The sequence below is a fragment of the Allobosea sp. 47.2.35 genome (genome assembly GCF_024655635.1).
In the GTDB taxonomy this organism is placed as follows: domain Bacteria; phylum Pseudomonadota; class Alphaproteobacteria; order Rhizobiales; family Beijerinckiaceae; genus Allobosea.
In genome coordinates, this window is record NZ_JANLGI010000019.1 from 85,290 (window position 1) to 98,437 (window position 13,148).

Here is a 13,148-nt window from a genome sequence, read left to right on the forward strand (position 1 = left end):
CCTGTCACGGGGCGCCGCGCCGCATTTGCGGATGGCCGCCATGCAGCGGCGCTTCTTGCGGGGGCTAGAGCCGCGCCTTGACGCTACGCGGCGTCGCCAGAAGCAGGCTGGTCTCGCTGTTGGTGACGCCGGGGATCATGCGGATGCGGCGGAGCACCTGGTCGAAGGCGATCAGGTCGGAGGTACCGAGCTCGACCACGAGATCCCAGTTGCCGTTGGTGGTGTGGATGCTGGAGACCTCGGTGAAGCCGCTGAGCGCGTCGATCACCGTATCCGCCGCCTGGCCGGCGATCTCGATCATGGTGATGCCGCGCACCGGCAGGTCGATCGCATCCGAGCGCAGGATCACGGTGAAGCCGATGATCTCGCCGGATTGCTCCAGCTTCTCCAGCCGTGCCCGCACCGTTGCCCGCGTCAGGCCGAGATCGGCGGCGAGGTCCGAGATGCTGCGGCGCCCGTCATGGCGCAGCAGGGTGATGAGTTTGCGGTCGAGATCGTCCATTGCCCGAAATGGATAGATCGCTTTGCCGTTTCGATCAATCTTGGTCCCGATCTGGTCGTTTTGGCTTCTATCGCCTGCCGCCGAAAACAGGGACAATCGCTCCTTCAACGAGAACAGCGCGGGGAACCATGATTCAGCAGCTCAACGTCGTGCCTTTCGTCAGCGTCGACCACATGATGAAGCTGGTCCATGCGATCGGCATCGAGCGGATGCTGTCGGAGATCGCGGGCTATATCGAGGATGATTTCCGGCGCTGGGAGATCTTCGACAAGACGCCGCGCATCGCCTCGCACAGCCTCGAAGGCGTGATCGAACTGATGCCGACCAGCGACGGCAAGCTCTACGGCTTCAAATACGTCAACGGCCATCCCAAGAACATGAAGGCCGGCCTGCAGACGGTCACCGCTTTCGGCCTGCTCTCGGATGTCGCGACCGGCTATCCCGTCCTGCTCTCCGAGATGACCATCCTGACCGCACTGCGCACTGCGGCGATGTCGGCAGTAGCCGCGAAACATCTCGCCCCGAAGAACGCTTCGACCATGGCGATCATCGGCAATGGCGCCCAGTCCGAATTCCAGGCCTTCGCCTTCCGCGCGATCCTCGGCATCGAGAACCTGCGGCTCTACGATGTCGATCCGGCCGCGACCGAGAAATGCGCCCGCAACCTTGCACGCCATGGTTTCAGGATCACCCGCTGCACCACGGCTATGGAAGCGGTCGAGGGCGCAGAGATCGTTACCACCGTCACGGCCGACAAGCAGTACGCGACGATCCTGACCGACAACATGGTCGGTGCCGGCATCCACATCAACGCGGTCGGCGGCGACTGCCCCGGCAAGACCGAGATCCATCGCGACGTGCTGCTGCGCTCGTCGATCTTCGTCGAGTATCCGCCGCAGACCCGCATCGAGGGCGATATCCAGCAGCTCGACGCCGACCATCCGGTCGAGGAGCTCTGGAAGGTCATCGCCGGCACCGCGACGGGCCGCACGGATGCCCGTCAGATCACGATGTTCGACTCGGTCGGCTTCGCGATCGAGGATTTCTCGGCGCTGCGCTATGTCTATGAGCGCATCCGCGAGGCCGGCACCTATGTCGATCTCGACCTGATCGCCGATCCCGACGATTCCCGCGATCTCTTCGGGATGCTGATGCGCGCCGCGCCGGGCGCCGCCGCGGCGGCCTGAGCGTCAGCCGGCCTGACTGAGCGCGAGGAACGTCGTCGCCGCCCTGGCGAGGTAGCGTTCCTTGTGGCGCAAGGCGAGAAAGCGGCGCTTCGGCAGCGGCAGGGCTACGGTTGCGAGCCGCCCGGCCGCGATCGCATTGGCGGCGACGAGCCGCGAGATCGCGGTCGCTCCCGCTCCGGCCGCAACGGCCGCGCAGATCGCCTCGTTGGACGGAAGCTCCAGCGCCACGGCGAGATCGTCTGCGGCGAGCCCGAGCCCCGGCAACGCCGCCTCGAACATCGCCCGCGTCCCCGAGCCCGGTTCGCGCAGGACCCATGCGCCTTGCTTAAGCTCGACGGATGAAGGCGGCTGCCGCGTCCACGCATGGCCGGGCGGCACGACGATGACGAGTTCGTCCTCGGCGACTTGAGTCATCGCCAGCGCGGGTTCGTCGATCTCGCCCTCGATGAACCCGAGATCGGCCGCGCCGTCATGGATCGCGGCGCTTACCGTCTCGGTATTGCCGATGGCGAGCGTGACCGCGATCCCGGGGTGCACGCGGCGAAAGCGCTGGATCAGCGGCGGCAGCCAGTAGTTCGCCACGGTCTGGCTGGCCATCAGCGCGAGCGAGCCGCGCGCCAGCCCCGAGAGATCGGAGAGCACCGCTTCGGCCGCGGCCGCCCGCGCCAGCACGGCGCGCGCCTCGATCAGGAAGAGGCGACCGGCCTCGGTCAGGACGATGCGCCGGCCGATCCGGTCGAACAGCTTCGTCGCATAGCGCGCCTCCAGTGTCGCGATCGCGGAACTCACCGCGGATTGGGTGAGGTTGAGGGCACGCGACCCTTGCGTCAGGTGTTCCCGTTCGGCGACGGCGACGAAGATGCGGAGCTGTTCGAGCGTCATGCGCCCGAGCTTACGCGGCGATCTTCACCAGCAGAAGGCTGAAGCAAGCGATGAACAGGAAGGCGGCGAGCCCGAGCAGAAGCGGGCGCAGGCCCTTGGCCTTGAGCTTGCGGAGATCGGTCTCCAGCCCCATCGCGGCCAGCGCCATCGAGAGCAGGAAGGTGGTCGCCGTTACGATGCCCGCCTTGGCGTCGGCCGGGATGGTGACGAGGCTGTTGAGCCCGACCATCGCGATGAAGCCGAATACGAACCAGGGCATTGGTGCCTTGGCCTGCGTGCCCGCGTCGCCCTTGCCGCGAGCGCGCCGCGCCGCCATCAGCCCGAGCGTGATCACGACCGGCGCGAGCATCATCACGCGCGAGAGTTTGGCTACGGTGCCGAACTCACCGGCCTGCTGCCCGCCCTGGAAGGCGGCGGCGACGACCTGCGCGATCTCGTGGATCGAGGCGCCCGTCCACAGGCCGTAGGCATGGGCATCGAGATGCAGTAGCCCCGGCAGCAGCGGATAGGCGAACATCGCGATCGAGCCGAAGACGGTGACGCAGGCCACCGCATAGGCGACGTCCTCGTCGGGTGCTTGCGTCACGGTGTTGGTCGCGATCACCGCCGATGCGCCGCAGATCGAGGTGCCTGCCGCGATCAGTTCGGCGAGCTTGCGCTCGACGCCGATCCGCCGACCGAGCCAGGTGGTGAAGAGGAAGGTCGAGACCAGCGTCAGCGCGATCACGGTGATGCCGCTGACCCCCACCGCCAGCACCTGTGCCACCGTGAGCTGGAGGCCGAGCAGGATGATGGCGAAGCGCAGCACCTTGCGCATGGCGAAGGCGACGCCCACCCGGGCCGCTGCCGGCGTGCCGACGAGATTATGGAAGCCGATGCCGATCAGGATGGCGAGGATCATCGGGCTGAACGCGCCGAGCCCCGGCACCTGCCGCAGCGCGAAGCCGGCTGCCGCGATCGTGCCGGCGAGCAGCAGGCCGGGGGCGATGGCGAACAATGACGCGCCGGATGCCACGGGGGCAGGCTGTGCGAGATTCTGCGGGGCGTAAGAGGACATTGACCAGCTCTCCGATGCTGGTCAGGAAATATTCTTCTCCATCCGATCGATCCAATGCGTAATATCAAACGTACCGTTCGGTTGGGGCGAATGGTACTGCGCGTCAGTTCGCCGACGGCATCTCCGCCAGGAACGAGAGATAGGCCGGGTTGTCGCTCTCGCTCCAATAGGGATAGCCGAGCGCGTCGAGCCGCTTGGCGAGCTGGCCGCGCTGGGCGGGCGGGATCTGGATGCCGGCGAGGATGCGCCCGTAATCGGCGCCGTGGTTGCGGTAGTGGAACAGCGAGATGTTCCAGTCGGCCGAGAGGCTGTTGAGGAATTTCAGCAAGGCGCCCGGCCGCTCCGGGAACTGGAAGCGGAAGATCAATTCGTCGCCGAGCCCCGGCGCCTTGCCGCCGACCATGTAGCGGATATGCAGCTTGGCGAGCTCGTTCTCGCTCATGTCGAGCACGGGGTAGCCGTGCTCGGAGAGCATCGCGATGATCTGGCGCTTCTCGGCATCGCCCTCGGAAAGCTGCACGCCGACGAAGATGCGCGCCGCCCTGGGGTCGGAATAGCGGTAGTTGAACTCGGTGATGGCGCGCCGGCCGAGCAGTTCGATGAAGGCGCGGTAGGCGCCGGGCTTCTCGGGGATCGTCACCGCCAGCAGGGCCTCGCGATGCTCGCCGATCTCGGCCCGCTCAGCGATATGGCGCAAGCGGTCGAAATTCATGTTCGCGCCGGAGTTGATCGCGATCAGCGCGCCCGTTCGCTTGGCCCCGCGCGCCGCATAGGCTTTGAGGCCCGCGAGGCTGACGGCGCCCGATGGCTCGGCGATGGCGCGGGTATCTTCGAAGATGTCCTTCACCGCCGCGCAGATCTCGTCGGTCGAGACGGTGACGACCTCGTCGAGCAATTCGCGGCAGAGCCTGAATGTCTCCTCGCCGGCCTGTCGTACCGCGACGCCGTCGGCGAAGAGGCCGACCTGATCGAGGATCACCCGCTTGCCCGCCGCGATGGCGCCGGCCATGGAGGCGGCATCCTCCGGCTCGACACCGATCACCTTGATCTCCGGCCGCAGGAATTTTGCGTAGACCGCGACGCCGGCCGCGAGCCCGCCGCCGCCGATCGGCACGAAGATCGCCTCGATCGGATCGGAATGCTGGCGCAAGATTTCCATGCCGACCGTGCCCTGGCCGGCGATCACGTCCGGGTCGTCATAGGGGTGGACGAAGGTCAGGCCCTTCTCGGCTTCGAGCTTGCGGGCATGGCCATAGGCCTCGTCGAAATTCTCGCCGTGGAGCACGACGCGCCCGCCGAGGCTGCGCACCGCCTGCACCTTGATGTCCGGCGTCGTGCGCGGCATCACGATGGTCGCCTTGATGCCGAGCTTCTTTGCCGCCAGCGCCACGCCCTGCGCGTGATTGCCGGCGGAGGCGCAGATAACGCCGCGCTCGGCCTCGACCATGGAGAGCCCGGCGATCTTGTTGTAGGCGCCGCGCAGCTTGAACGAGAAGACCGGCTGCAGATCCTCGCGCTTCAGCAGGGCGCTGCCGCCGATGCGGGCGGATAAGCGCGGCAACGGGTCGAGCGGGCTTTCGATCGCGACGTCATAGACGCGCGCCCCGATGATCTTGCGGATGTAGTCTTGCATGGCCGGCCCGTCCTTCGGACGCGGCGATAGTCCGATGTGCAGTTATGTCAATGGAGATCGTTGCGTGCGGCGAGGGACGGGTGGTGTCGGCCATGCGCTTGGCGGGATTGCCAACCCCCCGGCCGGCGCGCCAAAGCGGTGAGCGAGACAAGGCGCCGCGCAGCGATGGCGCCGCAGAGGTGGAGACGACGCATGAGCTGGGGCAATCGCGATTTCATGGTGCCGGGCCGGCCGGTTGCGGTCGGCGATCGCGGCATGGCGGCGACCTCGCATCCCGCCTCGACGCTGGCGGCCGTGGAAATCCTGCGCAACGGCGGCAATGCCATCGACGCGGCCATCGCGGCGGTAGCCGTTCAGGCCGTGGTCGACCCGCATATGACCGGCATCGGCGGCGACTGCTTCGCGATTTATGCGCCGGCCAATGGCAAGATGGTCGCGATCAACGGCTCCGGCCGCTCGGCGGCCAAGGCCGAGCTCGGCTGGTTTCTCGGCCAGGGCATGACGTCGATCGCGGCAGATTCGCCTCATTCCGTCACGGTGCCGGGCGCCATCGACGCCTGGTGCCGGCTCGTCGCCGACCATGGCAGCAAGAGCCTCGACGAGATCTTCGCAGCCGCGATCCGCGCCGCCGAGGAAGGCTTCGTGGTGACGCCGCGCGTCGCACTCGACTGGGCCAAGGCCCGCGGCCGCATCGAGAAGCACGGCCTCGGCAACGCCGTCTACCTGCCGGGCGGCAATCCCCCGGCCATCGGCGACAAGATGGTCCATCCGGCGCTTGGCAACATGCTGCGCCGCGTCGCCCGCGAGGGCCGCTCGGCCTTCTACGAAGGCGAGCTTGCGCAGGACATGGTCTCCGTGCTGAACGCGGCCGGCAGCTTGATCAGCGTCGAGGACTTTGCCGCTTCGAAGCCGGATTATGTCGATCCGATCGGCGCCGATTATCGCGGCCATCGTCTCTGGGAATGCCCGCCGAACGGCCAGGGCATCGCCGCGCTCTTGATCGCGCGCATCCTCGAAGGCTTCGACATGAAGTCCGAGAAGCTGAGCGAGGCCGATCGCATCCATCTCCTCGCCGAAGCGAGCAAGGCGGCCTATCGCCAGCGCGATGCGCTGGTCGCCGATCCGGCCGTGAGCCCGTTCGACACGGAAGCGTTCCTGTCGGATCAGTTCGTCGGCCGCATCCGTGGGGAGATCAGCCTGGAGAAGGCAGCGGCACCCGAAGTCTTCGACATGCCCCTGCACAAGGACACGATCTATCTCTGCGTCGTCGACGGCCAGGGCAACATGGTCTCTTTCATCAACTCGCTGTTCTCCGCCTTCGGCAGCGGCATCTATGCCGCCAAGGCCGGCGTCATGCTGCAGAATCGCGGCTCGGGCTTCCGCCTGATCGAGGGGCACCCCAACGCGATCGCCCCGCGCAAGCGCCCGTTCCACACGATCATTCCGGGGATGCTGGCCAAGGACGGCAAGCCGATCATGCCGTTCGGCGTGATGGGCGGCCAGTACCAGTCGACCGGCCATGCCCATTTCCTCTCCAGCATCCTCGACCGCGGTTTCGATCCTCAGCAGGCCTCGGACGCGCCGCGCAGCTTCGCCTATGACGGCAAGCTCTCGCTGGAGACGACGATCCCCGCCAGCGTCGCCGCCGACCTGAAGGCGCGCGGCCATGACGTGGTCTGGGCCGAGGATCCGCTCGGCGGCTGCCAGGCGATCTGGGTCGATCACAAGCGCGGCGTGATGTTCGGCGCTTCCGACCACCGCAAGGATGGCTTCGCGCTCGCCGTCTGAGGAACCCGGCCTTAACGCCCCTCCGCTATCGCTCGTCGCCAGCGAGGGAGGGGCGCGTGGCGCAGGACAGTCCATTCGGCTGGGGGATCATGGGCACCGGCGCGATCGCCGGGCTCTTCGCCGCCGATCTCGGGTTGTTGCCGCAGGCGCGTGTCGCTGCCGTGCACTCACGGTCGCTGGAGAAGGCGCAGGGCTTCGCCGCCCGCTTCGGCGAGGCGAAGGCCTATGACGACGAGGCTGCCTTCCTGGCCGATCCGGCGATCGAGGCGGTCTATATCGCGACGCCCAACCATCTCCACGCCGCGCAGGCGCTCAAAGCCATCGCGGCCGGCAAGCCGGTGCTGATCGAGAAGCCGATCGCGCTGGCCAGCGCCGATGTGGAAGCGATCGCGCTGGCCGCGGGCGAGCGCGGCATCTTCGCGATGGAGGCCTTGTGGAGCCGCTTCCTGCCGGCGGTGCGCCGGGCGCGGGAGGAGATCGCTGCAGGCCGCATTGGCAAGGTCCGGCGCATCCGCGCCGATCTCTCCTATCTCCATCCCGAGGAGCCGGGTAGCCGCTTCTTCGATCCGACTCTCGGTGGCGGCGCGGCTTTCGACCTCGGTGTCTATCCGCTGTCGCTGGCGCTGCATCTGCTGGGTGAGCCGGGTGCCGTGAGCGGAAGCTGGCTCGCCGCCGGCACCGGCGTCGACCGGCGTAGCGTGTTCCGGCTGGATTATCCCGCAGCTGTGGCCGAACTCTCATGCGGTTTCGACCGGAACGGGGCAAACCGGCTCCTGATCGAGGGCGAACGTAGCGGGCTGGTCTTCGAGGCCCCTTTCCTGAAGGCCCAGCGATTGAGCTGGTATGCCGATGCCGGCCGTGCAGCGGCAGCCTATGAACGTGGAACGGGCGGCGTGACGCGCCTGCTCAACCGTATGCCTCAGTCAGGGCGGGTCAGCGAAAACTTCGCCCTTCCAGGCAACGGTCTTCAATTTCAGGCGGAGGCCGCGATGGCCGCGATCCGTGCGGGGAGGAGTGCCTGCGCAGAGATGCCGCTCGGCGAAAGCGCCGCCGTGCTGCGGGTCATCGAAACGATACGGGCGCAACCAGCAACGACGCTCTGACCAACCTGCTCAGTGGCGCGTGCCGCAGGTGAAGGCACCGCAGCGCACCTTGTCGGCCAGCGTCTCGGCGAAGGTCGCGGTCGCGTCCTCGCCATAGGTCTCGACCAGCGTCCGCAGCGCCGCGAACAGCGCGGCATGTGCCATGGCGTCGGGATCGAGCCCGTCCTGCTGCGCTTCGTTGAAGGCGTCCTCGACATAGCCATAGGCCACGCGGCGGACATCGCCATGGTCCTCGGCGAGATTCGGGTCGAGCATCGTGTCGTCTGGCTGGATCGGCATCGAAACGGGACTCTTGAGCCTTCTGTCTGACGCGAATCGCGGCGCTTCTGCTCCGGATCGCGACGTTTGGGCGATGCTCAAGACATAAGCCGTGCCAGAGCGGCACGCCACCGCGCAGTTTAAGAAAGGTTAACGCGACCGGGAAAATCCGGTGGAAGACGCCTTACGGCAACAGCTGTTGCCTATCCGCCATAGCGTCCGGCCAGCGCCCGCGACAGCGCCTCGCCTTCGGCGGCAAGGCGGGATGAGGCTTCCTGGCTGGCCTCGGTACAGGAGCGATGCGTCAGGGAATAGGCCTTGAAGCCACGATTGAAGGCTGCGGTCAGCCGGTCGCGGCGCTGCGGCGTCCAGCCTTCCGCCTCGATCAAGGCCGCCATTCGCGTGCGCCAGTCCTGCGCCTCCCGCCCGCCGCAAAGCGTCCTGAGATAGGCGAGCGAGCCCATGATCTCGGAGAGCTGCAGGAGTTGCGGCTCATAGGGCGGAGCGGCGGGTTCCGAAGCAGGCTGCTCGGCAGGCTTGGTCGCTGGCGGCTTCGCCGCCGGCTGCTGGGGCCGCTGTTGCGCTTCCGCCGTGATCGGCAGCAGGAGCAGGGCGGCCAGCAGCGCCGGGTGGCGAAGTCGGGCCTTCATGACGAGGAGGCTCCCGCCATGAAGAGCTGGTGGGCGCGGCGCAGAACGTCTCCGAGTTCGCGCGTGGTCGCGAGTCCGCCGAGCTTGAGCGGATCGGCCCACATCACCGCTCCGGCCTCAGGCCCCGTGCGCGGCTCGCCGGAAAGCCACTCGCCGATGAAGGAAGCGACGACGAAATGATGGGTCACCGCGCCCCTGGCGTCGCGGCCGAAAATCTCGACATGGCGGTTGAAGCCGAGGATGCGGGCGCTGACGCCGACCTCTTCCTCAAGTTCGCGCAAAGCCGCTTCCTCAAGCGTCTCGCCGGCCTCGACCTTGCCGCCTGGCAGCGACCAGAGCTGGTCGGCCGGGGGCTTCGTCCGGGTCGCCAGCAGAACCTTCCCGTCGCGGAACACGGCGACGGAGGCCGCCAACACCGGCCGTGCCGCGGCCCGGCCGGGCGCGGGGAAGCGGATGACCTGGCCGCCATCCTCGCTCATTGCGTGCGGACCGGCGTCAAACGTGCTGCCCGCCATTGATGTGCAGCTCCGAGCCGGTGACGTAGCTCGAGGCATCCGTGCAGAGGAAATAGATCGCCTTGGCGACCTCGTCGGGCTTGCCGAGGCGCTGCATCGGCAGGGTCGCGACGATCTTCTCGGTGCCGGGCGAGAGGATCGAGGTGTCGATCTCGCCGGGCGAGATCGCGTTGACGCGCACGCCGAGCGGGCCGAAATCGGCCGCCATCTCGCGGGTCAGGCTGGCGAGCGCCGCCTTCGAGGTCGCATAGGCCGCCCCGGCGAAGGGATGCACGCGAGAGCCCGCGATCGAGGAGACGTTGACGATCGCGCCCTTGGCGGCGGTGAGCTCGTCGAGCAGGCCGCGTGCCAGCATGATCGGCGCGAAGAAATTGACCTGGAAGACCTTGTGCCAGTCATTGAAGGAGGTCGTGGCGGCGCCGAGACGCTCGCCCTTCGGCCCCTTCGGCGAGATGCCGGCATTGTTGACGAGCGCGTGCAGCTTGCCGCCCTCGATGGCGAGCCGCTTCTTGATCTCGGCGATGCCGCGCATCGTGTCCTCGGGGTCGCCGAGATCGATCTGGATGTGGTCGTCGGCGCCCGACGGCCAGGGGCATTTGTCGGAGAAGGCCTGGCGCGAGCAGGACAGGATGCGCCAGCCCGCCATGGCGAACTGCATCACCGTGGCATGGCCGATGCCGCGGCTCGCCCCGGTCAGCAGCATCACCGGGCGCTTGCCCGGTTCGGTCTTCGGAAAATCGAACTTGGGCATCGCCATGGGGGAGTAGTCCTAGAGGCTGCTATGAGCCAGGGGGTGGATTTGACGCGAGCGATTTTGCGCGAATGCAAGGAGTTCAAGGACGCAAGCCTTCCGGCTTGCTACGAAGAACGACACAGCAGTCGCGCAAAAGCGCCGCGCCCTTCGGGTGAGGTGAAAACGCTGGAGCTGCAGCGTCGCACCGCTTGCCGATACGGACGTATCGGCCGCGCGATGCTCCTTCCATCTCCAGCGTTTTGACCTCATCAAATCCATCCCCTGGCTCATAGCAGCCTCTAGGGGTAGAAGCGTGTCTTCGTCCAGGGCGCGTCGGACGCGTCGCGGCGGAAGATGATGCGGTCATGCAGGCGGAAGGCGCCGTCGCGCCAGAACTCGATATAGGTCGGGGTGATGCGAAACCCGCGCCAGTAGGAGGGGCGCGGAATCTCGCCGATGCCGAATTTCAGCGTGTAGCTCGCCACGGCCTTCTCCAGCGCGAAGCGGCTTTCCAGCGGGCGCGACTGCTGCGAGGCCCAGGCGCCGATGCGGCTGTCGCGCGGCCGGGAGTGGAAATAGGCATCCGATTCGGCATCACTGACGAGCGCGACATGGCCGCGGACGCGAATCTGCCGGCGCAGGCTTTTCCAGTGGAACAGGGCGGCGGCCTTGGGCTGGCCGAGCAGTTCCTGGCCCTTCTGGCTTTCGGTATTGGTATAGAACACGAAACCATCGGGCCCATGGCCCTTGAGCAGCACCATGCGGCTGTTCGGCATGCCCTCGGCATCGACGGTGGAGAGGGCCATGCCGGTCGGGTCGTTGGGCTCGGACTTCGTGGCTTCGTCCAACCACTTCTGGAACAACACGAAAGGCTCGTTTTCCTCGGTGAAGTCACCGCTCGTTAACGGTTGCACGTTCTAATCCTCGGGTCGTTGAAGTGGGCGTTGGGCGAGCGCAGAAGTGATCCGGGTTCGGGCGGTTGGCTTATATAGGGCAGGGGCGGGGGCGTTCCAAAGCCTTAACCGTTGCGCAGCCCCCATGCGCCCGCTGGCTGCCGCGCTGCTGCTGGGGCTGTCGAGTGCCGGCTGCTCGGTGTCCTTCCCGATTCTCGGCCTGTCGAGCAAGGGTGAGGACGAGGTGGCCGCGACCTCGGCGATGACGACCTCTTCGGTCCTGCCCGTGCGTGGCGGGGATCGCTCCGGTCCGCTCGCCAGCCTGTCAGCGGAGATCGGGCCGGAAGACATGCGCCGTGCCGACGGGGCTATGGGCGTGGCGCTCGATCCGCAGGGTAACGGCGCTGCCGTCTCCTGGGACAATCCCCAGAGCGGCATCAAGGGCTCGTTCATCCCGGTCGGCGGTCCGTTCCTGCGCTCCGACGAGATCTGCCGTGCCTTCATCGCCAGCGTCCAGACGCAGGCCCGGCTGGTCAAGCTGCAGGGCACGGCCTGCCGCCCTTCGGGCGGCGAATGGGCCGTCAAGGACATGGGGCCCTGGAAGGGCTTGGGCTGAGCTTTCAAGCTGCTTGCGTCGTCGTCGCGCCGGGTGCAAAACCGCCCCGGTCAGGTGTTGCGCCTGCGCCACACCGTCCCCACATGAGGTGAAGCGGACGGCTGGCGGCTTTGGCGCCGGCCGTCTGACATAGATCGCCGCGCGTCCGTACGGACGCGACAACGGTGATCTATATATTTGTTATCGCATCGGATTTTTCCGAAAAGTGGTATCCACTTTTCGGTCCGATGCTATGGCGTGGAAACGAGGTTTTGGATGCGCGATCCCTATCAGGTTCTGGGCGTCGCCCGCGGCGCGAGCGATGCGGAAATCAAGAAGGCTTTCCGCAAGCGCGCCAAGGAGCTGCACCCGGACCGCAACCGGGACGACCCCAAGGCGCAGGACAAGTTCTCCGAGCTCAACGCCGCCTATGAGATCGTCGGCGACGAGGCCAAGCGCAAGCAGTTCGACCGCGGCGAGATCGATGCCGAGGGCAAGCCCCGCTTCCAGGGCTTCGAGGGCATGGGCGCCGGCCGCGGCGGGCGCAGTGGCGGCTTCGAATTCAATTTCGGCCAGGGCGGCGGCAATCCCTTCGGCGCGCGTGGCGGGCCGGGCGGCGGCGCGGGCGATGCCGGTTTCGACGCCTCCGACATCTTCTCATCGCTCTTCGGCGAGGGCTCCCGGCGTGCCCGCGGCAAGCCCGAGCCGCAGAAGCCGCCGGAGCAGAGTTTCACGCTCGACGTCACGCTGGCGCAGGCCGCGACCGGCGGCACACGCCGGGTCAAGCTGCCCGGCGGGCGCGAGGTCGAGATCACCATCCCCGAGGGGGTGAGCGACGGCAAGGTCATGCGCCTGCGCGGGCTCGGCCAGGCCGATCCGTTCTCGGGCGAGGCCGGCGACGTGATGATGACCATCAAGGTCAAGCCGGATTCCCGCTTCACCATCGACGGCAACGACCTGCGTACGCGCGTCGCGGTGCCGCTTGCCAAGGCGGTGCTCGGCGGGCCGCTGCATGTGCCGACGCTGACCGGTGCGGTCGAGATGAACATCCCGCCGCTGACCGGCACGGGCCGGCAGTTCCGCCTGCGCGGCAAGGGGCTCAAGGGCGAGAAGGGCGCGGTCGGCGATCTCTTCATCGCTATCGATATCGAGATGCCCGCGAGCGACGCAGAACTCACGGCGCTGATGAAGGCGCGCGACGAGGCGAAGTAAGCCGGCTCTTCCGTCTTTGCGGCCGGAAGCCGGTCGCGAAGGACGCCGAATGCGCTCCCATGCGCGATTCAGCCGTGGAGGCGGGCATCAAAAGCGGTTCCCGTTTCCCTGCGACTGTTCTAAGAGACCTGCTCGTCATT

14 protein-coding genes are annotated in these 13,148 nt (G+C 67.1%); 5 read left to right on the forward strand and 9 right to left on the reverse strand.

Translation table 11 applies throughout. The annotated features are described in order from the left end of the window. Positions 1 to 64: 64 nt before the first annotated feature. A complete protein-coding gene (locus NUV79_RS20605) occupies positions 65 to 502 on the reverse strand; it encodes an Lrp/AsnC family transcriptional regulator (RefSeq protein ID WP_047577514.1) in 438 nt (145 codons plus the stop codon). A 128-nt stretch (positions 503 to 630) separates the two neighbouring features. On the opposite strand from NUV79_RS20605, the gene NUV79_RS20610 reads away from it, so the two are divergent. Further along, complete coding sequence (locus tag NUV79_RS20610) at positions 631 to 1,689, forward strand: ornithine cyclodeaminase (protein ID WP_257734940.1); 1,059 nt, start codon at positions 631 to 633, stop codon at positions 1,687 to 1,689. Between the two features lie 3 nt (positions 1,690 to 1,692). On the opposite strand, the gene NUV79_RS20615 is transcribed toward NUV79_RS20610, so the two are convergent. The 3 genes from NUV79_RS20615 to ilvA all read right to left on the reverse strand — a co-directional run bounded on the left by NUV79_RS20615 (position 1,693) and on the right by ilvA (position 5,261). Further along, complete coding sequence (locus NUV79_RS20615; RefSeq protein WP_257734941.1) at positions 1,693 to 2,571, reverse strand: LysR substrate-binding domain-containing protein; 879 nt, start codon at positions 2,569 to 2,571, stop codon at positions 1,693 to 1,695. Positions 2,572 to 2,581: 10 nt separating this feature from the next. Then, the gene (locus NUV79_RS20620; protein ID WP_257734943.1) at positions 2,582 to 3,628 is read right to left on the reverse strand and encodes a YeiH family protein; all 1,047 of its coding nucleotides are present in this window, start codon (positions 3,626 to 3,628) and stop codon (positions 2,582 to 2,584) included. A 103-nt stretch (positions 3,629 to 3,731) separates the two neighbouring features. Next, positions 3,732 to 5,261 (reverse strand): threonine ammonia-lyase, biosynthetic, encoded by a 1,530-nt coding sequence (gene ilvA / locus NUV79_RS20625; RefSeq protein WP_257734944.1) that lies wholly within the window; start codon positions 5,259 to 5,261, stop codon positions 3,732 to 3,734. A 192-nt stretch (positions 5,262 to 5,453) separates the two neighbouring features. Between ilvA and NUV79_RS20630 the strand changes: the two genes are divergently transcribed. Continuing rightward, entirely contained in the window at positions 5,454 to 7,049 is a 1,596-nt protein-coding gene (locus tag NUV79_RS20630; protein WP_257734945.1) for a gamma-glutamyltransferase family protein, read from the forward strand. An 89-nt stretch (positions 7,050 to 7,138) separates the two neighbouring features. Continuing rightward, the gene (locus tag NUV79_RS20635) at positions 7,139 to 8,152 is read left to right on the forward strand and encodes a Gfo/Idh/MocA family protein (RefSeq protein WP_374679306.1); all 1,014 of its coding nucleotides are present in this window, start codon (positions 7,139 to 7,141) and stop codon (positions 8,150 to 8,152) included. Positions 8,153 to 8,161: 9 nt separating this feature from the next. On the opposite strand, the gene NUV79_RS20640 is transcribed toward NUV79_RS20635, so the two are convergent. The 5 genes from NUV79_RS20640 to pdxH all read right to left on the reverse strand — a co-directional run bounded on the left by NUV79_RS20640 (position 8,162) and on the right by pdxH (position 11,222). Further along, a complete protein-coding gene (locus tag NUV79_RS20640) occupies positions 8,162 to 8,431 on the reverse strand; it encodes a hypothetical protein (RefSeq protein WP_348521636.1) in 270 nt (89 codons plus the stop codon). Between the two features lie 182 nt (positions 8,432 to 8,613). Then, on the reverse strand, positions 8,614 to 9,060 hold the full coding sequence (locus NUV79_RS20645; RefSeq protein ID WP_257734947.1) for a TIGR02301 family protein: 447 nt from the start codon (positions 9,058 to 9,060) through the stop codon (positions 8,614 to 8,616). Next, positions 9,057 to 9,539: an NUDIX hydrolase gene (locus tag NUV79_RS20650; protein WP_257734948.1), complete on the reverse strand. Its 483-nt coding sequence runs from the start codon at positions 9,537 to 9,539 to the stop codon at positions 9,057 to 9,059. Before NUV79_RS20650 ends, NUV79_RS20645 begins: the two co-directional genes overlap by 4 nt. A 16-nt stretch (positions 9,540 to 9,555) precedes the next feature. Further along, the gene (locus NUV79_RS20655) at positions 9,556 to 10,278 is read right to left on the reverse strand and encodes an SDR family NAD(P)-dependent oxidoreductase (protein ID WP_257734972.1); all 723 of its coding nucleotides are present in this window, start codon (positions 10,276 to 10,278) and stop codon (positions 9,556 to 9,558) included. A 329-nt stretch (positions 10,279 to 10,607) separates the two neighbouring features. Next, positions 10,608 to 11,222: a pyridoxamine 5'-phosphate oxidase gene (pdxH, locus tag NUV79_RS20660; RefSeq protein ID WP_257734949.1), complete on the reverse strand. Its 615-nt coding sequence runs from the start codon at positions 11,220 to 11,222 to the stop codon at positions 10,608 to 10,610. Positions 11,223 to 11,346: 124 nt separating this feature from the next. On the opposite strand from pdxH, the gene NUV79_RS20665 reads away from it, so the two are divergent. Further along, on the forward strand, positions 11,347 to 11,817 hold the full coding sequence (locus NUV79_RS20665; protein ID WP_257734950.1) for an RT0821/Lpp0805 family surface protein: 471 nt from the start codon (positions 11,347 to 11,349) through the stop codon (positions 11,815 to 11,817). A gap of 255 nt (positions 11,818 to 12,072) precedes the next feature. Beyond that, entirely contained in the window at positions 12,073 to 13,008 is a 936-nt protein-coding gene (locus tag NUV79_RS20670) for a J domain-containing protein (RefSeq protein ID WP_257734951.1), read from the forward strand. Positions 13,009 to 13,148: the final 140 nt, after the last annotated feature.

Bases quoted from the DNA above. Each gene is read 5' to 3' on its own strand.
- NUV79_RS20605 (WP_047577514.1), bottom strand. From the start codon at position 502: ATGGACGATCTCGACCGCAAACTCATCACCCTGCTGCGCCATGACGGG.
- NUV79_RS20610 (WP_257734940.1), top strand. From the start codon at position 631: ATGATTCAGCAGCTCAACGTCGTGCCTTTCGTCAGCGTCGACCACATG.
- NUV79_RS20615 (WP_257734941.1), bottom strand. From the start codon at position 2,571: ATGACGCTCGAACAGCTCCGCATCTTCGTCGCCGTCGCCGAACGGGAA.
- NUV79_RS20620 (WP_257734943.1), bottom strand. From the start codon at position 3,628: ATGTCCTCTTACGCCCCGCAGAATCTCGCACAGCCTGCCCCCGTGGCA.
- ilvA (WP_257734944.1), bottom strand. From the start codon at position 5,261: ATGCAAGACTACATCCGCAAGATCATCGGGGCGCGCGTCTATGACGTC.
- NUV79_RS20630 (WP_257734945.1), top strand. From the start codon at position 5,454: ATGAGCTGGGGCAATCGCGATTTCATGGTGCCGGGCCGGCCGGTTGCG.
- NUV79_RS20635 (WP_374679306.1), top strand. From the start codon at position 7,139: ATGGGCACCGGCGCGATCGCCGGGCTCTTCGCCGCCGATCTCGGGTTG.
- NUV79_RS20640 (WP_348521636.1), bottom strand. From the start codon at position 8,431: ATGCCGATCCAGCCAGACGACACGATGCTCGACCCGAATCTCGCCGAG.
- NUV79_RS20645 (WP_257734947.1), bottom strand. From the start codon at position 9,060: ATGAAGGCCCGACTTCGCCACCCGGCGCTGCTGGCCGCCCTGCTCCTG.
- NUV79_RS20650 (WP_257734948.1), bottom strand. From the start codon at position 9,539: ATGAGCGAGGATGGCGGCCAGGTCATCCGCTTCCCCGCGCCCGGCCGG.
- NUV79_RS20655 (WP_257734972.1), bottom strand. From the start codon at position 10,278: ATGCTGCTGACCGGGGCGAGCCGCGGCATCGGCCATGCCACGGTGATG.
- NUV79_RS20665 (WP_257734950.1), top strand. From the start codon at position 11,347: ATGCGCCCGCTGGCTGCCGCGCTGCTGCTGGGGCTGTCGAGTGCCGGC.
- NUV79_RS20670 (WP_257734951.1), top strand. From the start codon at position 12,073: ATGCGCGATCCCTATCAGGTTCTGGGCGTCGCCCGCGGCGCGAGCGAT.